18 protein-coding genes and 1 pseudogene are annotated in these 18,977 nt (G+C 69.1%); 17 read left to right on the plus strand and 2 right to left on the minus strand.

The window, feature by feature from the left end; all coding sequences use genetic code 11:
* The first annotated feature begins 110 nt into the window (after positions 1 to 110).
* From AB0H78_RS19595 to AB0H78_RS19645, 11 genes are all read left to right on the plus strand, one after another.
* On the plus strand, positions 111 to 716 hold the full coding sequence (locus AB0H78_RS19595; protein ID WP_363235728.1) for a type II secretion system F family protein: 606 nt from the start codon (positions 111 to 113) through the stop codon (positions 714 to 716).
* Positions 717 to 783: 67 nt separating this feature from the next.
* Positions 784 to 993 (plus strand): hypothetical protein, encoded by a 210-nt coding sequence (locus tag AB0H78_RS19600; protein WP_363235729.1) that lies wholly within the window; start codon positions 784 to 786, stop codon positions 991 to 993.
* A gap of 6 nt (positions 994 to 999) precedes the next feature.
* On the plus strand, positions 1,000 to 1,422 hold the full coding sequence (locus AB0H78_RS19605) for a TadE/TadG family type IV pilus assembly protein (RefSeq protein WP_363235730.1): 423 nt from the start codon (positions 1,000 to 1,002) through the stop codon (positions 1,420 to 1,422).
* Positions 1,419 to 1,844: a TadE/TadG family type IV pilus assembly protein gene (locus tag AB0H78_RS19610; RefSeq protein ID WP_363235731.1), complete on the plus strand. Its 426-nt coding sequence runs from the start codon at positions 1,419 to 1,421 to the stop codon at positions 1,842 to 1,844. Before AB0H78_RS19605 ends, AB0H78_RS19610 begins: the two co-directional genes overlap by 4 nt.
* Positions 1,841 to 2,299: a pilus assembly protein TadG-related protein gene (locus AB0H78_RS19615; RefSeq protein WP_363235732.1), complete on the plus strand. Its 459-nt coding sequence runs from the start codon at positions 1,841 to 1,843 to the stop codon at positions 2,297 to 2,299. The genes AB0H78_RS19610 and AB0H78_RS19615 overlap by 4 nt, the downstream gene beginning before the upstream one ends.
* Positions 2,300 to 2,305: 6 nt before the next feature.
* The gene (locus AB0H78_RS19620; protein ID WP_363235733.1) at positions 2,306 to 5,008 is read left to right on the plus strand and encodes a BTAD domain-containing putative transcriptional regulator; all 2,703 of its coding nucleotides are present in this window, start codon (positions 2,306 to 2,308) and stop codon (positions 5,006 to 5,008) included.
* Between the two features lie 841 nt (positions 5,009 to 5,849).
* Complete coding sequence (locus AB0H78_RS19625; protein WP_363236057.1) at positions 5,850 to 7,043, plus strand: AAA family ATPase; 1,194 nt, start codon at positions 5,850 to 5,852, stop codon at positions 7,041 to 7,043.
* Positions 7,044 to 7,128: 85 nt separating this feature from the next.
* The gene (locus AB0H78_RS19630) at positions 7,129 to 8,937 is read left to right on the plus strand and encodes a hypothetical protein (RefSeq protein WP_363235734.1); all 1,809 of its coding nucleotides are present in this window, start codon (positions 7,129 to 7,131) and stop codon (positions 8,935 to 8,937) included.
* Between the two features lie 149 nt (positions 8,938 to 9,086).
* A complete protein-coding gene (locus AB0H78_RS19635) occupies positions 9,087 to 9,566 on the plus strand; it encodes a hypothetical protein (RefSeq protein WP_363235735.1) in 480 nt (159 codons plus the stop codon).
* A gap of 79 nt (positions 9,567 to 9,645) precedes the next feature.
* A complete protein-coding gene (locus AB0H78_RS19640; RefSeq protein WP_363235736.1) occupies positions 9,646 to 10,119 on the plus strand; it encodes a hypothetical protein in 474 nt (157 codons plus the stop codon).
* Positions 10,120 to 10,247: 128 nt separating this feature from the next.
* The gene (locus AB0H78_RS19645) at positions 10,248 to 10,745 is read left to right on the plus strand and encodes a hypothetical protein (protein WP_363235737.1); all 498 of its coding nucleotides are present in this window, start codon (positions 10,248 to 10,250) and stop codon (positions 10,743 to 10,745) included.
* Positions 10,746 to 11,054: 309 nt separating this feature from the next.
* Here AB0H78_RS19645 and AB0H78_RS19650 read toward each other — a convergent pair whose 3' ends face one another.
* Positions 11,055 to 11,282: a hypothetical protein gene (locus AB0H78_RS19650; RefSeq protein ID WP_363235738.1), complete on the minus strand. Its 228-nt coding sequence runs from the start codon at positions 11,280 to 11,282 to the stop codon at positions 11,055 to 11,057.
* Between the two features lie 151 nt (positions 11,283 to 11,433).
* Here AB0H78_RS19650 and AB0H78_RS19655 point away from each other — a divergent pair, with 151 nt between their 5' ends.
* Both AB0H78_RS19655 and AB0H78_RS19660 read left to right on the plus strand, forming a co-directional pair.
* Positions 11,434 to 12,183 (plus strand): hypothetical protein, encoded by a 750-nt coding sequence (locus tag AB0H78_RS19655; protein ID WP_363235739.1) that lies wholly within the window; start codon positions 11,434 to 11,436, stop codon positions 12,181 to 12,183.
* A gap of 275 nt (positions 12,184 to 12,458) precedes the next feature.
* Positions 12,459 to 12,908, plus strand: coding sequence for a hypothetical protein (locus tag AB0H78_RS19660; protein ID WP_363235740.1), 450 nt, complete (start codon positions 12,459 to 12,461; stop codon positions 12,906 to 12,908).
* 24 nt (positions 12,909 to 12,932) lie between these two features.
* Here AB0H78_RS19660 and AB0H78_RS19665 read toward each other — a convergent pair.
* A pseudogene (locus AB0H78_RS19665) lies at positions 12,933 to 13,609 on the minus strand (ISKra4 family transposase); the annotation flags it as partial.
* Between the two features lie 181 nt (positions 13,610 to 13,790).
* On the opposite strand from AB0H78_RS19665, the gene AB0H78_RS19670 reads away from it, so the two are divergent.
* The 4 genes from AB0H78_RS19670 to AB0H78_RS19685 all read left to right on the plus strand — a co-directional run bounded on the left by AB0H78_RS19670 (position 13,791) and on the right by AB0H78_RS19685 (position 18,808).
* Positions 13,791 to 15,950 carry a HEAT repeat domain-containing protein gene (locus tag AB0H78_RS19670; protein WP_363235741.1) on the plus strand — a complete coding sequence of 720 codons (2,160 nt, stop codon included), beginning with the start codon at positions 13,791 to 13,793 and terminating at the stop codon, positions 15,948 to 15,950.
* 582 nt (positions 15,951 to 16,532) lie between these two features.
* Positions 16,533 to 16,880 carry a hypothetical protein gene (locus tag AB0H78_RS19675; protein WP_363235742.1) on the plus strand — a complete coding sequence of 116 codons (348 nt, stop codon included), beginning with the start codon at positions 16,533 to 16,535 and terminating at the stop codon, positions 16,878 to 16,880.
* Complete coding sequence (locus AB0H78_RS19680) at positions 16,877 to 18,133, plus strand: RNase A-like domain-containing protein (protein ID WP_363235743.1); 1,257 nt, start codon at positions 16,877 to 16,879, stop codon at positions 18,131 to 18,133. The genes AB0H78_RS19675 and AB0H78_RS19680 overlap by 4 nt, the downstream gene beginning before the upstream one ends.
* Positions 18,134 to 18,142: 9 nt before the next feature.
* On the plus strand, positions 18,143 to 18,808 hold the full coding sequence (locus AB0H78_RS19685) for a contact-dependent growth inhibition system immunity protein (RefSeq protein WP_363235744.1): 666 nt from the start codon (positions 18,143 to 18,145) through the stop codon (positions 18,806 to 18,808).
* Positions 18,809 to 18,977 lie beyond the last annotated feature (169 nt).

Consider the following 18,977-nt stretch of genomic DNA (forward strand, 5'->3'; position numbering starts at 1 on the left):
CAGTTCCGCTTGTCCGGTCCCTGGGATTCCCCACTGCCGCTCTGCGGGCTGACCTCGCGGCGACCGAAACCGACGCGGAAGCGCACCTGGCGGGCAAGGCGACCTGCGCGATGGCCGGCCTCTTCGCCCCTTGGCTGATGAGCGCGCTGCTGACGTTCGGAGCCGATATGCCCACCGGCTGGTGGATGCCCGCTGCCGGAGGAGTGGTCGTCGGCGTGCTGCTGTTCTTCGTCCCGGACTTCGCCGTCCGGGCCAAGGCCGCCGCGCGGCGTGACGAAATGCGGCACACCCTCGCGCTCGTCCTGGACCTCACCGTGATCGCACTGGCCGGCGGCGCGGGAATCAACCAGGCACTTACCGACGCCACCTCGGGCCCCCGCGGGTGGGCGGCCACCCGACTGCGATCCGCACTCAACGTCGCCCAGGTCACCCGCACCAGCCCGTGGCCCCACCTGCGCGATCTCGGACAGAAAATCGACGTCAGCGACCTCACAGAACTCGCCGCGACCCTCACCCTGGCGGGTACCGAAGGCGCCAAGGTCCGGGCCTCGCTGGCGGCGAAAGCCCGCGCCATGCGACGGCGACGCCTCGCCGAAGCCGACGGACTGGCGCAGTCAGCCACCGAACAGATGGCACTGCCCGTGGTGCTGCTCTTCGCGGGATTCCTGATCTTCCTCGGGTACCCCGCCCTCTCCCACGTCCTTCAGGCCGTTTGAAAGCCCCACGCGTTCGCGGCAACCGAAGCGTGAACAGAGCTCTATCGACAGCACATTGGAGCCAGCCATGTCCTACCAACGTCTCGACCGGGCCGTCACAGCGGTACGCACCTGCGCGACGCGTCTGCGCGAACGCAACCGTGCCACCGGGGATGCGGGATACAGCACCGAGACGGTCATCATCACCGCCTTGCTCGCCATTCTCGGGCTGACCGTCATCGGCATCATTGCCGCCAAGGTCATGGCCAAGGCCAACGGCATCGACCTCGGCGGCTGACCACCCATGCAACCCCACCTCACCGACGAGAGCGCATCCGCCAAGGATGACGAGGACCGGGGATCGGCCACCGTACAACTCACCCTGGTCGTCCCCGTCCTGCTCCTGATGCTGCTCCTGATCGTCCAGTTCGCCCTCGTCTGGCACGCCCAGCACATCGCCCAGGCCGCAGCCTCGCGCGCCCTGGCGACCGCCCGAACCCAGAGCGGCAGCGCGGCGATGGGCCAGGCGCAGGGCGAGCAGACCATCGCCGCCCTGGGGCGCCGCCTCCTGTCCGAACCGAGCGTGCGCGTGCAACGCACCCCGACCACGGTCACCGTCCGCGTGCGCGGCGAGGCGATGGCCGTGGTGCCGGGGCTGCGGCTGGCGGTTGCCGGACAGGCGGCAGGGCCCGTGGAGAGGGTCACGACTCCGAAAGGCACTCCATGACCGCCCGCCCAGCCCATGACCTGGACAGAGGCTCGGCCACGCTGGAGCTGGTGGTAGCCACTCCACTGCTCGTGCTGATCCTCCTCGTCGTGGTCGCGCTGGGGCGGCTGGTCGACGCACAGATGATGGTGAACGACGCCGCCCACCAAGCCGCACGAGCCGCCTCGCTCGCCCGTACCGAACCCTCGGCACAAGCCGAGGGGAAGCAGGCTGCCACGCAGGCGCTGAAGGGCACCGGCGTGGCCTGTACGCGGACGACTGCCACGGTGAAAGCCGGGAATCCTGCCCCGGGTTCGGTGGTCCAGGCGACGGTGACCTGCACGGCTTCCCTCGGTGATCTCTCTCATACGGGTCTGCCCGGAACGATGACCTTGTCGGCCGAGGCGTACTCACCTGTCGATACCTATAGGAGCTCGCCATGAATGGTCTACGGCGCCTGGTGAACCGTGTGCGCCGGGCGGGTGAGGACGACCGGGGGCAGGTCACCGCGTTTGTCGTCATCGCCGTGGCCGGTCTGTGGCTGCTGGCCGGCATCGTCGTGGACGGCGGACTCGCCCTGGCGAGCAAGGCGAGAGCACTCGATGTCGCCCAGGAAGCAGCCCGCACCGGAGCTCAACAACTGGACGTGGGACGGCTGCGGGAGAGCGACCGCGTCCGCCTCCTCCAAGGCAAGGCGGAGCAGGCCGCCATGACGTACGTGGCAGGCACCAGGGATAAGGGATCGGCCACCGTACGAGGCGACCGGGTCACCGTACGGGTCACACACCGCCAGCCCACCCAAGTCCTCCAACTCATCGGCGTGAGCGAACTGACCGTGAGCGCCGACGCCAGTGTGCGCGCCCAGCGGGCCGCTCTTGCCGGCCACAACGAGAAGTGATCCGCGATGCTGAAAATGTCGGTGGTCGGGCAGCGGGCACAGGCCGCGGTGCTCGCCCTGGTGAGCGGGGCAGCGACTCTCGCCATGGTCGCCGTGGTGCCCTACCTGCTGTGGCAGATCGCGGGTGTTCCCTGGCCGGATCGTGTCCAGTCGGCCAGTGACCTCGTAGACCGGCTGATGACCCCTGTCGGCGATCCGCTTCTGGTCCAACTGCTCGCTGCAGTCGCGTGGTGCGCCTGGGCCGCTTTCACTCTCTCACTTCTTTACGAAGCCGCCTGGTACGTCACCCGCCTGCCGCAGCTCTACCGCGACCGCGGCTTGCACACCCGCCACCTCGAGGCCCTGACCGTACGGCGCTCCCTGGCCGCCCTGTGCGTCGGCACCCTGATCGTCGCGCTGGTTGCGCTGTGGTGCCCGCAGCCAGTTGCCGCCTCGACGCCGTACAACGCCAGCCTGAGTGATCGTGCCGCTGTGACCACTACCGCACCCCTGCATTCCGCCCGTGCAGATGGGGATACGGAGGGCTCGGTGGGGATGGAAGTGCCGCGCTGCGTGGAGTACACCGTCGTACGCGGTGACACGCTGTGGGACATCGCTGCGGCTCATCTGGGCGATCCGATCCGCTGGCCCAGGATCTACGCGCTCAACAAGAGCCGGGTGCAGGCGGACGGTTCACGGTTGGAGGACCCTGACCTGATTCTTCCCGGATGGCGACTGAGGATCCCCGTGGCCGCGGGAAGCCCATCGCAGCAGTGCCTGCTGCCGCCTCCTCCAGCACATGAAAGGCCCGCGCCCTCTGTGCAGCTCCCAGACGGGAGAGCCGAGGGTGGCGCCGAACCGTCACCGCCGGGGCACGGAAGGCCGGAAGAGACGCCACCGGCGTCTGCGCGAGCGCAGGAGAGGGAGAAGGAGACGAAACTCCCCAGACACGACTGGGCCCGCGGGCAGCGTGAGCCGGTCGCGATCAGTATCGGCACGGCCAGCGTCATCGGGATCACCACAGCGGCGGGGATCGCCGCAGCGCTTGCTCTGCTGCGCGTCCGTCAGCGCCGCACCCTGGCCGGAGCGGCCACGGACACGGCCGTGGACGCGGAGCTGCCCGCGCTCGCCAGTACGCTGCGCACCGCGCTGTTCGCTGACCGCGCCGCCCACCAACCCGAACCCGCCGATGGTGGCAGCGTGTCGGTAGATGCGGGCGATGAGCGGATCGAGCGGGTGACTCCCAAGCAACCGGGGGCGCCGGGCACGGTCACCATCGGGACCCGGGACGGCCAGGAGAGTCTCCTGGAGGAGCTTGCTCGGCCCGGCGGGATTCACCTGGCCGGTCCCGGCGCGCAGGGTGCGGCCCGCGCTCTGGTCCTTGGCGTTCTCACGGCGGCCGAACGCACCCAACTCGCCATCCCGCACACCCGGTTGTGCCTGTCCGCCGGCCTGGCGTACGCGCTGCTCGGTGAGGTCCCCGACCGCCTTCCCGCGCTGTTGTGCCCTGCCGACATCGGTGAAGTGATCGGATCGGTTGAAACGCATTTGTTGCAGCACCTGCGGCACAGCGAGAACACCGCCGACCAAAGCTCCGACAGCACGTCGTCAGCGCCAGGTGACCTGGTGGTACTGGTACAGCCGGATGCCGCGACGAACGGCCATGTGGCCGCCATTGCCGCCCGGTGCGCCCCGGGTCGGCTGACCGTCATCACCCTCGGCGAGCGCCTCCCCAAGGCCACCGTGCTCACCGTCGACACGATGGGTTCCTGCACGTTCGACGCCGACGACCCAATGCCCGAGAGCCTGTTCACCATCACGCAAGATGCCGTCAGGGATGTCCTGGGCGTCTTGTACGCCGCACACGACCTCACCCCGCCCGCCGAACGGACTCCGCCCACCGCCATCATGCAGTCGGCCCCGGCCCCGGCCCCTGGGCCTGCGCCGGGGCCGGGGCACGCGCCTGAAGCCGACCGCGCGCCGGTAGGCCTACGGGTTCTGGGTCCGCTCACGTTGGTCCGCGCCGACACCGGCGAGCTGATCGCAACTGGCCTGCGGGAGGAAGTCAGGGAACTCCTTGCCCTGCTCGCGGCCCACCCCACCGGCCTTCGTGCCGAGGAGATCGCTCTCCACCTGCGCCTGCCGGACGATCCCCAGCGTGCGCTCGCAGACCTGAAGAACATGCGCCGCGCCGTACGGCGTGCGCTGCGGCCGGCGACTGAAAGCGACGCGGAATTCATCCAGCTGAACGCCGAATACCACAAGCTCGCACCGAACCTCATCAGCACGGACATCGGAGAATTCCAGAAAGCACTTCAAAAAGCGGCGCAAGAATCCGATGAGAGTCGCCGTATGCTGCATCTGCGTACCGCGCTGGGATGCTATGCGGGACCGTTCGCGGACGGCAGCGACTACCCGTGGAGCGAAGGCATCCGCGAAGCACTGCACCGCAAAGCGGCTGACGCGGCAGCGCGCCTCGCGGAGTACACCGCGCGGAGCGGCGACATCGACGGAGCGCTGCACCTGCTGGACGAGGCGATCACCGCCAGCCCCACCGACGAACTTCTCTACCAGCGCACCATCCGCATCCAGCTCGACGCCGGGCGCGAGGACGCCGCACAGCGTACCTACGACCTCCTGGCCCACCACCTCAAAGCATTGGGCCACACTCCGGCCGCCACCACTCGCGCCCTTCTGCGCGACCCGGCAGGTACCCGCCACCGCGGATAGACCAGCGGGGCGGCCTGCGTGTGAATCCGCAGGTCAGCGGCCGGTGGCTCGGTGGTCTTGAGGGTGTCGCTCCAGGGTTACCAGGGGGCGTCGAGGCGGATGCCGTCCTTGGATACGACACCCCGCCACGGGAATCAGCGCAGGTCACAGGGGTAAGAGCGGCCGAGCCATCGAGGGCGACCGTATATCGGTGCGTAAAAGCATCCCGATCTACACAGCGCATCGGCCCCGCCCCGCCTCCTCGTACTTCCTTACGCCCTCTGCTCACCCTCGCCAACTACTCCTCATACCTGTCTCCCCCTGTACCTCTCTCCCCTGCCTCGTCCTGCCTGCCGGCCCCCAGGCCTGCAGGCGCCCCGGCGCAGGCTTGGGTGGAGGCGGCCTCGAGCTGGGCGAGGAGGCCGCCGTGCCGCCGGGGCCGTGCCGCCGGGGCCGTGCCGCCGGGGCCGTGCCGCCGGGGCCGTGCCGCCGGGGCCGTGCCGCCGGGGCCGTGCCGGTGATTCGCACACCGACTCGAATCGGTGCGTGTGCCGGCGTTTTTTCGCGCCTTCGAATCGGTCGCGGTCGGCGGGTGCGGCGACGCAAGGCGTCGCGTGCAATTGAATCCCCCTGAATTCACGTCGTGAATTACGAGATATTCCAGCATTATCAAGGCGGAATGGGGCTTCAGGTGGTGCGGGAGTCGAGCTATATTTAAATTGTTCCCGGAAAGGCCCGGGGGCCGGAAATCCCGCCACGTGAGCACATTCGCATTAGCCCCCGATATTCGTTGACGGGTGGAGTGTGCCTAAAGGTGGGCTGAATTCGAATGCATATCGCACGGTCGAGAAAGGCGTTCATGATGACCACACCCGCCGCCCCGCCGCCCACCCCCGCCTCGACCACCGCCGCGATCTCGCAGCCGAGCACTCCCGCGCCCTCCGGTAACGGCAAGGCCCGCCCGGGCGAACTCCGGGCCCGGATCGCGATGATCCTCGCGACCAGCCCGAACGGCCTGTTCACGGTGACCGAACTCGCCAAGCGGCTGGGGCATTCGGGCGGGGCGGTCGGCAACGCCTGCGAGACCCTGGTGACCCGGGGTGAGGCGCTGCGGGCGGGCCTCAAGCCCCGCACCTATCAGGCAACTTCCACCACCACGGCCGCCGCCCAGCACCCCACTCCGCCGCAGGCTTCGCCCTTGCCGAGGCCGACCTCGCCCTCGGCCCCGCCACCCTCGCCCCCGCCGCCTGCGGGCGGGCGACCGAGCCCGGTGATCCGCCCGAACGGGCAGGCTTATCACCCCCGGGCGTTGGCGAAACTCCCGGATGTGGAAGCGCTGCGCCTCCTGCGGCAGGCGGGCGTTCCCGCCCTTCTGTACGGGCCGCCGGGCACCGGGAAGACTTCGCTGATCGAGGCGGCCTTCCCGGACCTGATCACGGTGGCCGGGGACGGCGACACCACGGTCGGCGACCTGATCGGCGAGTACACCCAGGACCCCGGCGGCGGTTACACCTTCATCTACGGGCCGCTGATCACCGCTATGCAGGAGGGCCGCGCCCTCCTCCTCGACGACGCCACGTTGATCTCCCCGAAGGTCCTGGCCGCCCTGTACCCGGCGATGGACGGGCGCAAGCAGATCCAGGTCAAGGCCCACAAAGGCGAGACGATCACCGCCGAGGACGGGTTCTACGTGATCGCCGGACACAACCCCGGAGTACACGGCGCGATCCTCTCCGAAGCGTTGGCCTCCCGGTTCAGTGTGCAGATCCAGGTGAGCTCCGACTACGACCTCGCCACCCACCTGAAGATCAACCCGAAGGCGGTGCGGATCGCCCGCAACCTGGCCATCGCCCAGCAGGCTGGCGAGGTCGGCTGGGCCCCGCAACTCCGCGAGTTGATCGCCTTCCAGAAGATCGCCGGAGTCCTCGGTGTGGACAGCGCCTTCGCCAACCTGGTCGGCGTAGCGCCCCTGGAAGACCGGGAAACGGTCGCCGACCTCGTCACCCAAGCCCTCGGACGCCCGGTCACCGCGCTGGCCCTGGGCAACCAGCTCTAACCCCCTCCCGGCGGCCCGCCCCCGCACCCGGGCCCGCCCCCACCCCGCCTCGTACGAACGCTCCTGGAAGGGACACCGATTCGCCATGCCTGCACACACCCTGACCCATGTTCACCACGGACCGCCCCCACTGACCGCAGACGAACTCACCGCACTGCGCTGGGAGGACGACGGCGGCCCCCTCCACGAGGTCACCCCCAACCGGTCCGCCCAGCACTGGCTGCGGATCTCCGGTGAACTCGGGGTGCGGCTGAAGGAGTTGGCGGGCCGCGACGACGTGATCGTCACCTGCACCCCCGGCACCCGGTCCGGGGCCCCGGCGGCGTTCTACCCGACGGTGGCCCGCCTGGAGGTCGACGCCGAGCTGTTCGCCCCGCTCTCCCCGGTCTTCATCCGCCCCGCCCGCCCGGGGGATGAGGAGCGCTACCCCATCGCCTGGGGCGCGTTCGTGCACGAGGCCGCCCATGCCGCCCACACCCACTGGAACATCCCCACCCCCGTGCACGGCACCGCGCTGGGCGAGGCGGCCGAAATGCTGGAGGAGGCGCGGGCGGAGGGCGCGCAGGTACGAGCCCGCCCGCAGGACCGCAGGTATCTGCGGGCCTGCACCCTCGGCGTGATCTTCCCCGGCTTCACCACGCTAGGGAGCGATCGGAGTTCGGCCGCCATGGCCGCCGGACTCCTCCTGGCCCGACGCGATGCGGGCATCCTGCACGCCGAGGAGACCGCACCCCTGGATGCGGCGGTGCGCACCCTGCTCGGCGAGACGGTCTTCGGGGAACTTGAATCGATCTGGCAGGCGGTCCAGCACTGCGCGGACGACGACGAGGCGGGGATGCTCGTGCACGCCGACGCCTGGTGCAATGCCCTGAACACCGACCCGGAGAGCCCCCCGCCCCCGCCCACGGGGACCGGGGAGGAAGACGGCAGCAGCAGTGTGGCGCAGGCGGTGGCCCAGGCGATGGAGGCGATCGCCGCCGAGGAAGACCTGCAGAGCCGTGCCGACACCTCTCGCAGGGAGCGCAAGGAGGCCCGGGCCGCGCGGGCCGAACAGGACCGCCGGGCGGAGGTGTTGACCAAGGCGGTGTTCAACCCGACCGGTCGCCCGCACCAGCCCCGCCGTCGCAAAGGCGAACAGCGGGCGGACAGCCCGGTCACACGCAAGCGCCAACCGAGCGGGGCGGAGCGGGCGGCGGCCGGAAGGCTGGCGCGCGCCCTCAAGGCCGCCGCCTACCGGGAGCGCACCACCACGGTGACGCACTCGGCGATGCCACCGGGCCGGTTGAACATGCGCCAGGCCCTCGCCCGGGAAGCGCAGCAGGCCGCCGGGGCCACCCCGACCGCAACGCCGTTCACCCGCACCGAGCGCCGCCCCACCCCGATGCCACCGCTGCGGGTGGGGATCGCGGTCGACGTCTCCGGGTCCATGTCCCAGGCCACGGCGCCGATGGCCTCGGCCGCCTGGATCATGGCCCGGGCGGTGGCGCTGACCGACCCGGACTCGATGTCCGCGACCATCGCCTACGACCGGGCCCTGACCGCGCTGAACGCCCCCGGCAAACCGCCCGCCCAGGTCACCGAGTTCGAGGCCAGCGGGATGGGCCACAGCCTCGGCCACGCGATCGAGGCCCTGAACACCGCCCTGACCCTGGACCGGCCCGGAACGGGACGCCTCCTGGTGATCTCCTCCGACGGCTACTACGCCCCCTCCGAGGCCCTGCACGCCTACCAGCGGATCACCGAGTTGCGGGCCGCCGGATGCGCGGTCCTGTGGCTGGCCTTCGAGCCCGACGCCCGCCCGCTGCCCGGAGCCACCTTCCTGGAACTCACCGACCCCGCTCAGGCGGCCCCGGCGATTGCCGCCGCCGCGACCACCGCCCTCGCCACCACCTGACCGCCCTCGAGGCGCCCGGGCGGGCGAGCAGCCCGCCCGGGGCCGGAGTTGGCACGAACGGCCCAGAAAACCTCCATACCTACGCACCCGCACCACCCCGCCGCCGGGCCGCGAGAGGCCCGGCCCACCCGAAGGAGAGGCACCCCGCTATGACCGGACTCGCTGAACGTGCCCAGGCCGCCGCCCTGTTCATCCGCCACCAGGCCGAGCGCTCCCTCTACGGCCCCTACCGGGGCGAGGACCTGGCGCGCACCGCCGTACGCCTGTCCGCCGCCCTGAACCTGGGCCTCGACAAGATCACCACCACCCCCGACACCCTGCGCCGACGCACCATCCCCGGCGAGCCGGCACTCGCCACCGCCACCTGCACCACCACCGGGGAGACCTACACCTTCCTGGCCCGCAGCCCGATGTGCACCGACGAACCGTTCGAGCTCCTAGCCCCCTGCCCCGACTGCCACCACCCCGTACCGCGCGCCGAAGTGCGCCACCTCGCCGACCTCGGCGACTACCTCGCCAGGCCCCCACTCACCGCAGCCGAACTGCACACACACCCCAGCCGGGTGCCCGACACCTTCTACCGCGACCCCGGCCACCACACCGACTGCCCGCACGCCGACATCCCCTAGCCCCACCCCGGGGCCCGGGGCGGCACACACCCCCGGGCCCCGGCCACCCACCCCACCCGCACATCCAGGGAGCCCCGCCATGACCGACCAGCCCACCCGCCGCCCCGCCGACACCACCGGACCCGACAACACCCCACCGCACCCGCCGAGTTCAGCACCCACAACCCACGTCGCAGCGGTCTTCCCGACCCCGTCCGAGGTATGGCTGCGCACCGAATTGGGCGACGACGCCTTCGTCCAACTGCGCGCCCACCGCGCGCAGGCAGGCGGAGCACTGGGCGAACTCGCCGCCCTGCTGTGGCACGCCACCACCGAGGCGGTACGCCTGCACCGCCAGCTGCGCCGCCACGCCGCCCAAGCCCGAGACCGCTACACCGAAGCCCTAAGCGACTCCGTACATCCCGGGGCCTGGGACGTCCTGGTCCAGGCAGCCTCCATCGAGCAGCACTCCGGCCACGCCGCCACCCTGACCGCCGCCCGCCTCTCCCAGCAACACCAGCACCTCATCGACGTCCTGACCGCCTACCGGGCCGCCACGCGCCCCAGCCCGTAGCCCCGAACCCGCCTTCCCGCACGGCCCCCCACCCTAGGGCGCATGCGGGAAGGCGGGCCTCAGCGGCGCACCACGGCTGCCGCCGACCAGACGACGAACACGTCCCGTAGCAGACAAGGAGCCACCCCGTGATCATCAGCGTTGCCTCCCACCGAGACCTGGTCCACCAAGTCCTCAACCACACCCGCACCGCCTGGCAGCGCGAAGCCCCCTACGCAACGCTGGCCGAGCGGCTGCACCACAGCGCCCGCGCCGTCCTCACAACCCAACAAGGCGGCGAGGGTGAGGTGTTGCTGCACTGGATCACGGCGGAGACCGCCGTATACCTCCTGGCCGCCGCTGGAACAGCCGTCACCGGACCCACCGACCCCCGCCTCGACGAGCGCCTCGCCCGCCTCAACCGCGTCCCCGAAGCCGGACAACGCAGCTTCCTTGCCTCTGCGGCCCACGACGCGGCCCCTGCCCCCTTGCCGAGCACCGCGCCGCCCGCCGCCTCTACCCCGAGGCGCGCTCGCGCCCTGGCGGCCCCGACCCGCCAAGCCGCGGTCGGAGGGTGCCCGTGCGCGTGCGCCCACGGGGGGCAATGCGGTGGGTGCGGACATGCTGGCTGCGGGGGTCGGTCGTGAGTGCCGTCCACGGGCCCGATCAACCCGCCTGCGGCCCGCCTCGCCCAATCGAGCGGCAGATCGACCGCGGGGAGCGAAACGCTCCCTCTCAGCCCCGCACCACTGACCGCCCACAGCTCGGGCACCGCGTGCTCGGTCGACCCCGGGGGCCGACCGTCTCGCCCTGCTCGCGCAGCCGCCGCCAAGGGAAGAAGACCGTCGGTGTGCTGAGCCCGGTCGCGTCCGCAGGAGCACGCACCGACGCGAGCTCGCCTTCCCGGACGACGTACGCCCGCGAACTGCGCAGTCCCCGTCGCGGGCTTTCGGCGATCACGACTGAGCTCCGGCGCGGGCAGCTTCCCTGAGCGCCACCCGGGCCGCCGGCGTACCCGCCGGGGTGCGCCAGTACGGATGCGCATCGATCAGCTGGGAGAGCTGCAGCAGACGCTGGCGCCCTGCGGTTGCCTCGGACGACGGCCTCGCCGCTAGCTGGACATACGTGACGTAGAACGCGGTCTGGGCCTGGAGGAGGTCACGGGGGAAAGGGTGGCGCTCCATACCCCACAGAAGAACACATGTTCGAATAATAGGCCAAGCTCCGCGCGCTTCGTCCGTACGCGCCGTGACTGGTCGAGATATCTGTCACCCGCGCCAGTTCGGTGGGCTGTCATCATTGAGCCGAGACACGATAGTTGGAACCTGGCCACGCATGTTGGAGCTGGGGGTCACGACACCCCTGGCGGGCCTGAGTGTCGGAGGCATCGGGTTGGATGAGCTGGTGACTGTCTATGACGTAGCCCGCCAGCTCCCCGCCATCGCCGACCTGCGGGACCTGTGCCGTTCATTGGCGATGCTCGATGCGATCCTGAGCCCGGACTGGGAGAGCCGGTATTACTCCTTCAACGCCAGTTGGGCCGACGGCGAGGAAATGGCCTCGATGCGCAACGGGTCGGGAGACGAGTACTCGATCGTGTTCTCGGCGGCGGGGGCCTATGTGCGGGGCTTCGATCACGAATCGCCGATGAGCCCCTTCGGCAACGATGGCGAGCCCTGGCCAGGAGTCGTTGACGAGGTCCCCGAGCTCTTCATGCCCTTCGTCGAGGAGTCGGCGTTCACCGATCAGGACGGCGTGCCCGTCGTAACGGCCTGCCTGTGGCGGGGACTGACGGACGAACGGTGGCACCACGGGACGATCGACTTCCCCGAGGGCGCTGTCGATCCTGACGGCGCGACGAGCCTGTTCGGCCTCCTGGTCGACCGTTCTCCGGAAGCGTTCCAGCGTTTCGCCGAGGACTACTACGAGGTCTCCATCGACCTGGCAGCGGTGAGCCAGGTTCATGCCTTGCAGCCGCTGAACCAAGAACTCGTATCCTTGCTGAACCCTGAGGTCAGCTTGGCGGACCTAGCCCAGGACATCTCCGAGATCGGCTATCCGCGGCCGGACCCGGAGTCGCCCTGAACACTGTCGATCTTTCGGACGAGATGCTCGGCGTGCTGGATCAGGAGTCCGCGTAGCGCGGTGAAGTGGATCCGGCCTGGCCTGGCGAGCTTCCCCAGGTGCTGCTGCGCTGGTCGAGCCACGTTCTGCGCAGTGCTTCGGGCCGTTCTTCTTCGATCGTGCGCGGCGCGAAGAGGGGCTCGCCGTGTGTGATCTGAGCCCAGACGAATGCGGATGCCTCTTGGCGCTTTCGGTCGTCACGAGCGGTTGTCCGTGGCGGATGCCAAGATCGCGGCATGGGAGTTCTCTATGGCTACTTTGCCGCTGCTGACGATGACGACGCGGTCCGAGCCGTGGTGCGCGAGGACGACGCGCCGATAGCGACGGGCTACGACGGGTTTGATGTCAACGCGATGGACCCGGTCGTTGCCCTGCTACCTGCTGAAGTACTCATCACGGGCCGGGCGGCCGAGGTCACTGAAGCCGACCCGAGGCATGGTCATTTGATCGCGATGATCGGCGAGGGCGAGGTCCTGTGTCTGTCACTGACAGACGCTCTGCGTGACGCACTCGCCGCTGCCGATCGGGCTGCACTACACGGTGTTGCCCGTGTCTGGGCCGGATCCGACGTCTTCGACACGCCGCCGGACCCGGACGGCCTTGCCGGCTTCCTTGGCCAGGCGGCTGACCTGGCGCGCCGGGCAGTCGAGCAACGACACCGCCTCTACTCCTGGATTTCTGTCTGACAAGCGTCTCCGGGCCACTCCACTTCAGGCCGTGAGGCCGTATTCCTTCTGGTTGACGCTGGGATACAGACGCTGGTGTTCGCGCTGCAGGTGATAGTTCCAGTGGGTGTCGAGGTCCCCGTTGTCGTTCAGGGCGCCGAGGGTGAGGATGGCTTCGGCGCCGGCAAGCCCCCAGCGGGCTCCGGTGATGTCAACGCGGTGGCCGATCAGGTGGCGGCAGGCGCCCTCGATCGCGTCGGTGGCGATCGGCCAGCCGGCCGCGAGGGCGGTGTCGTAGCCGAGTTGGTCGAGGTGGCCGGTGAGGTGGCGGACGCAGGAGGCCTCGCGGTTGGCTCCGCGCAGGCGGGCCCCGACGGCCTGCACGGTCAACTCGACGGCGGCGCGGCTGGCCTGGCCGTGGAGGATGGTGGTGAGGTGGCCGGAGCCCCAGGCTTCGGCGGTGCCGATCGGGTGGAAGGCATGTGCCGCGGTCCAGACGTACTCGCTGACGTGCACGAAGTCGAGTAGGACCTGCACCGTGACGTGGCGCCGGCACGCCTCGGCGTGCATGAGGTCGAGTTGGTGGCGGGCACCGGCCACAAGGATGACCCGGGTGCGTGAGTGGCCGAGGTCGCGGCTTCGGCCTGGTTGAAGGCGGCGGCGAGGGTGCGTGCAGGCGGGTGGACGACCCAGGCTGTGAGCTACTTCGCCGTCGCTCGGGGTTCCCCACCTCAAGAATCTCGGCGGAGTCGGAGACGACGTCCACGTCGGAACCGCGCAGCGGCGATGGTTACCTCCAGGAGACACCGGATGGTGTTCGGTGCCCTGCGACGCTGAGCGCTGTGGACCTTGGCCGGACGGGACATGGGGGCGTTGTCAGTGGTCCCGTGCATAGTTCCCCGCATGATCAAGAATCTTGATGGCATCGACTGGTCTTCGATGAACCATGCGTACGGTCCAGCCGACGATGTCCCGATGTGGCTGCAGGCCATGACGTCTGCCGACGCCGAGGTGCGGTCCCAGGCGCTCAGCGACTTCTACGGTGCCGCCCACCATCAGGGCGACGTCTACCGGTGCACCACGGCGAGCCTGCCGTTTCTTTTCTCCATGGCCGGAGATGCCACACATCCCGACCGGGCGTCGATAGTTGGCCTGCTGGTGAGCATCGGCGAGGTCGCCGTCGAGCGGTCCGACCAGGAGTATTACGACGACGGTGACGGCCCGGACTACACGGGAAGCGCGCTCGTGATGCGTGAACGCGCGGAAGACCTCGTTGCGTACGCGTTGGACGCCGAGCTCCTGGTGCGCCGGGCGGCGATCCCCGGACTGGCCCTGTTCCTCGATGATGCGAGCCGGGCAGCGCAACTGCTGCGCGCACGGCTGGTGGCCGAGGAGGGGCTCCTCGAGCAGTTGCTGGTGGTGGAGACGATGGCCACGCTGGGTCTGCGCTTGTCGGCCGCACTGGATGATGCGACGACGTGGCTGACCGGCGTGGCCCAAGACGCGGCGAACGATCCCGCGCTCCGTCTCGCTGCCCTCGTCCACGGCTGCCGCTCCACCCCGGGGGACGTGGGTGAGGAGGTCGTGCCGGAGGCTGTGGACTTGCTGCAGAAGATTGCCCGCAAAGTCGGGCCGGTCGGTGAGACACGTTGCTCGGGGGAGTGCACATGCGACGAGGAGGAGGCAGAGGCGGGAACCTCGGAGGGCGCGGTGGGTGTGCCGCCGCAGATCGCGGCCGCGTTCGCAGATCTCGACCGGCACCATCGCATCCACGCGCCGATCACGCCCATGCTCCGGACCCTGCACGAGGTGCTGGAGGGCCGGGTGCCCGGGCGAACCGCGCTGCTCGTCGAGCAGTTGCGCAGCCCGGATCCTGGCGCCCGCCTCGATGCGGTCCGGATGAGCGGCGAGCTCGTACGCTCCCGCCGCGGGGACCACACCATGCTGCTGCGCCTGGTAGCCGAGCAGTTGGCGTCCTGCGATCCGTACACCGCCGCGGAGGTGGCCGAAGTCCTTGGTACATGCCACGTCATCGCGCAGCCCGTTCGCGAACACCTTGCCGCCTACGTGAGCGCGCACCGTACGACGCATGGGCCCGAGGTGTGGGCCACCGGCAGGCCGCTGCTGCGCCGAGCCCATCAGGAGGCGGTCCTCGCACTGGCCCGCCTCGGCGATGTGCGCGCCCTGCCAGGGCTGTTGACCGCACTGGACAGCGGGGTGGATGCCTGGCGGGCTGTGCAGGTCGCCGGCCATCTGCCCCAGGCGGCAGCCGAGTTGGTGCCGCGGCTGCGGACCCACCTTGAGCGGGTGGACCACTCCGAGGAGTGGCCGCAGATGAGTGCACGGGCCCTGCTGTCCGCGCTCGGCAAGATCGGCGACCCGGCCGCCGTCCCCACGGTCACCGCCGCGCTCACCGCCGCGGTGCACCATGAGCAGTGGACTACCGTGGCCGCGGCCCTGGACGTACTCGCCGGATTCGGGCCCGCGGCCGGGCCCGTCCTGGACGTGGTCCGGACGCTGACCGGAGCCGACGATCCGGACGTGCGCGTCGCGGCTGCGGCCGCGCTATGGGCGGCCGGCGGCGCGACACAGGAAGCGATCCCGCTCCTGCACGCTCTGCTCGGCACGCACCGAAAGGAGGCGGCGGCAGATGTCCTGGGGCGCATCGGACCGGACGCGGCCGTGGTCCTGCCACGCCTACGGGAGCTCTTGAGGGCCGGGTACGAATGGACGCGCGTGCACGCAGCCGCAGCCCTGTGGGACATCGGCGGAGAGCCCGAGGCCGAGCTCGTGCTGGAGACGCTGCTCGCGGCCTGGGAGGAGAACGGTGCCACGGCGAACCATGTCGTGGCTTGCCTTGACCGGATGGATCTGGCGGCGATGCCGGCCGCGCGCCGGATCCGAGCGGAACTCGAGCAGACGCGCCGTGGAGGGCGTTTCGCAAGCATCGAGAACGACGAGGAACTCCAGGCCACGTGCCGCACCCTCAGCATGCGGCTCAGCGAGGACACCACGGCGATCCGACAGTGGGCCCGTACGAACGACTACCGCCACAACGGATAGGGGCCGGCAATCCCGCGCACAGCTGCTCCGCGCACGACATCGTCCAGCCCCGAGGCCGGCCTACCTTTCAGCCGAGACGTGGATAAAGGGCGCAGCCGGTACGCCCCCTGTACTAAGTCTTGTTCAAGAGGCTCGCCTGCCAGGCCGAGTAGGTCGCTCTGGAGCCGTACCTGCCGAGCCCTCGAATCTGCCGTTGCCGAGGGTGTATGCAGTTCTTGTCCGTGACCCATCCCTCGGGGAGTGCCTTGCCGATCCGCTCCCTCACGTCCGCGCGTCGGTACGGCACCGGCACCGGCACAGAGAACGGGATGTCCTACTCCTGGCAGGCCTCGTGCACTGTCAGCACGCGAGCGTGACGTGCGACTGACATCGCCCGCGAACATGAGCTAGGCGAGTTGGCCGCACATGGCGCATGCCGAGTGTCCATGCTTCTGCTGCTAGCGCGCCCCCGGTGCACCCCAAGTTGCTCCAACGTTGAAGCAGAACTTTGCCTACTCTTTCCGATCTTCGCGCAAGCGAACGGTTGTTCGTAGATAGGGTCGAAGGCTCAACGGGGGTGACGGAGGGGGTCGTGCGGCAGCCATGAGCGACAACGGCAAGGTACTCAACATATCGACTGAGGATTTGAAGTCGGCGGCTCCGAAGTTCGAGGATCAGAGCACGGCTCTGGCCGAGGCGCTGACTGTATTGCGTGGGTCCCTCGCGGATGCGGGTGAGCCGTGGGGAGATGACGAACAGGGTGCCGCCTTCAGTGCCGCCTATGCTCCGCACCTCAAGCAGATCGAAGGGTCCTCCGAGATCCTGACCACGGGTCTGACGAGCATTTACCTCGGGATGGTCGATATGGCTGACGGTCATATCGACAACGAAGAGCTGGTCCGCTCGATGTTCGCCAAGATCAAGCGCGAACACGAGGGCGACGCGAAGTGAGCGGGGTCAGCGACAAGACCCGGGAGATTGTCCAGGACCTCACGGGTATGTGGTGGCCGGACGCCGACGAGGGCAAGCTGCGCGATGCTGCCCGGGCGTGGCGGACATTCGCGGATGCGGTGGAGAAGCTCACCGGTCTCACCAACAACGCGGCCCGTTCGGTGATCGAGCACAACAAGGGCGAGTCCATCGAGGCGTTCGATGTGTTCTGGCGCCGCTACTACCACGATGGTCGGGGCTGGCTGAAGGACCTCAGCGACGGTGCCCGTGACATGGGCAGTGGACTGGACAAGTACGCGGATTCCGTTGCGGATGCCAAGAAGAAATTGGAGCACGAGCTGGAAATCGTTGGTGCCACCATCGTGGTGGGCACTGGCCTGGCTTTCTTCACCGCTGGGGTGACTGAGGTCGCCGCTGGCGCTGCGACGGTCACTATCCTCGACTTGGCCGGCACCCTCGGGGTGGCGGTGAGCGCGGAGGTGGCCACCATCGCCGGAACGGTGCTGGCCACCGCGGCGATCGGCGGCATCGAAGCGGTCACCGTCGATCTCGCTGTCGCCCAGCCGATGCGGATGGCGGCCGGGCTACAGACGGGCATCAACCTCGACGAGGCCCGCCATGCGGCGATCGCCGGCGCCATGATGGGCGGTGGGCTGGGTGGCACGGGCGCGGCTTACCAGGCGATCAGGAACGCCGGTGGCATTCCGTACCTCTTCAAGGGCGTTGTCATCAACGTCGGTGAACCGCAATTCGCCCTTGCCGGATCCGGAATGCCGTTCCCGGGCCCACTGCTCCGTGAGGGCGAGACCAACGCCTGGCCACGGGCAAAGCGCAAGGGCCCCACCCAGCCCAAACATAGAGCCGACGTTGCCGGCGACGAAGGCAAGAACGGTTCCCACACGCTGGCGAGGCACGCCGAGGTCACCACCCGGGATCTGCGCACCCGCCTTCGAGCGGAGCCCAACCTCGACGTGGTCTCACGCTACGTCGACGAAGCGTCTGCGCAGAAGTTCACCGACGCGGCCATGCTGAAGCAGCAGAGATCTATCGAGGCGTGGCTCGCAGGATCCAAACGCAAGTTGGAGTTGGCACCCGTGCACTTCGATGATCCGACGGGCATGAGCCTCACCAGAGGAAACTTTCGCAACGGGCTCCCGGCAGAATGGGTCCATGGGGTGCAAGTAGTCCTCAAGCGAGATCCGGCGGCAGAGTCCGGCTACCGGATACTCACCTCGTACCCCATACCGAAGTAGCGAACGAGCATGACAAGGACCATGGCGTTGAATGATCGCTTCAAGGAGCTCCGGCAGCTTCTCGCCTCGTATGAGGTCACAGGGAACACGTTCGACGACACACCGGACCGCGCCGGGGCGGCGCTGCGCGCGTATCAACGCTCTGCGGGGCGCGACCCGGCGCGGGTGCAAGCTGTACTGAATGAGATCGATGACCTTCTGGCGGTCGGGCTCTTCAGCGACCAGATCGCTGACGACGTCGAACTCCTGCCACACATCACCCCCACCAAGGGCCTCAGCGTTGAAGAATCGCTACGCCTCATCAGGCAGCACCTGGTGCGCTTCACGGAAGCGCAGGATTCAGGCCAGTCGGTTCGTCCGGAAACCTCATGGGAGTGGCGCGAGACGTTTCCCGGCCTCCGGCATCTCTTCGGGGCCTATTTCCATCAGGACTTCAACCTCGAATACGCCAACCACAGCGAAGCTATCGATGACTGGCTCGCAGACTCATCTGCCGCTGAGGTTCAACAACTCTGCACGGAAATCGAAGAGTTCGTGGTCGTGAACAAGTCGGCCACAGAGCTCAAAGAAGCCGCTCGCGCACTCGGGCTCGCGGTCCTGCCTCCCGACGGAGCCTCGCTGCGTCTGTGGCTGACCAACATCGAGGACGCCGTGACAGGCAACGCGACCCAGTGAAGTCAGCCCGGGCCTCGGTCCTGCGGACGCCCCGGCTGGTGACGTACGTCTTCTGCGGTGCGTCGCGTGAACTGTGCGCGGTGGTTCGAGGCGCCACTGCACGGCCGACCGGAACTGGTTGAGCGTTGCAATGCGCAACATCGCCGGAGGTGAGTGGGCGCCGAGGTGA

It is taken from the genome of Streptomyces sp. NPDC050738 (assembly GCF_040654175.1).
GTDB lineage: Bacteria > Actinomycetota > Actinomycetes > Streptomycetales > Streptomycetaceae > Streptomyces.

What these genes read in the sequence shown, in the direction of transcription:
- AB0H78_RS19595 (WP_363235728.1), top strand. Translation starts at nt 111, where the DNA reads ATGGCCGGCCTCTTCGCCCCTTGGCTGATGAGCGCGCTGCTGACGTTC.
- AB0H78_RS19600 (WP_363235729.1), top strand. Translation starts at nt 784, where the DNA reads ATGTCCTACCAACGTCTCGACCGGGCCGTCACAGCGGTACGCACCTGC.
- AB0H78_RS19605 (WP_363235730.1), top strand. Translation starts at nt 1,000, where the DNA reads ATGCAACCCCACCTCACCGACGAGAGCGCATCCGCCAAGGATGACGAG.
- AB0H78_RS19610 (WP_363235731.1), top strand. Translation starts at nt 1,419, where the DNA reads ATGACCGCCCGCCCAGCCCATGACCTGGACAGAGGCTCGGCCACGCTG.
- AB0H78_RS19615 (WP_363235732.1), top strand. Translation starts at nt 1,841, where the DNA reads ATGAATGGTCTACGGCGCCTGGTGAACCGTGTGCGCCGGGCGGGTGAG.
- AB0H78_RS19620 (WP_363235733.1), top strand. Translation starts at nt 2,306, where the DNA reads ATGCTGAAAATGTCGGTGGTCGGGCAGCGGGCACAGGCCGCGGTGCTC.
- AB0H78_RS19625 (WP_363236057.1), top strand. Translation starts at nt 5,850, where the DNA reads ATGACCACACCCGCCGCCCCGCCGCCCACCCCCGCCTCGACCACCGCC.
- AB0H78_RS19630 (WP_363235734.1), top strand. Translation starts at nt 7,129, where the DNA reads ATGCCTGCACACACCCTGACCCATGTTCACCACGGACCGCCCCCACTG.
- AB0H78_RS19635 (WP_363235735.1), top strand. Translation starts at nt 9,087, where the DNA reads ATGACCGGACTCGCTGAACGTGCCCAGGCCGCCGCCCTGTTCATCCGC.
- AB0H78_RS19640 (WP_363235736.1), top strand. Translation starts at nt 9,646, where the DNA reads ATGACCGACCAGCCCACCCGCCGCCCCGCCGACACCACCGGACCCGAC.
- AB0H78_RS19650 (WP_363235738.1), bottom strand. Translation starts at nt 11,282, where the DNA reads ATGGAGCGCCACCCTTTCCCCCGTGACCTCCTCCAGGCCCAGACCGCG.
- AB0H78_RS19655 (WP_363235739.1), top strand. Translation starts at nt 11,434, where the DNA reads ATGTTGGAGCTGGGGGTCACGACACCCCTGGCGGGCCTGAGTGTCGGA.
- AB0H78_RS19660 (WP_363235740.1), top strand. Translation starts at nt 12,459, where the DNA reads ATGGGAGTTCTCTATGGCTACTTTGCCGCTGCTGACGATGACGACGCG.
- AB0H78_RS19670 (WP_363235741.1), top strand. Translation starts at nt 13,791, where the DNA reads ATGATCAAGAATCTTGATGGCATCGACTGGTCTTCGATGAACCATGCG.
- AB0H78_RS19675 (WP_363235742.1), top strand. Translation starts at nt 16,533, where the DNA reads ATGAGCGACAACGGCAAGGTACTCAACATATCGACTGAGGATTTGAAG.
- AB0H78_RS19685 (WP_363235744.1), top strand. Translation starts at nt 18,143, where the DNA reads ATGACAAGGACCATGGCGTTGAATGATCGCTTCAAGGAGCTCCGGCAG.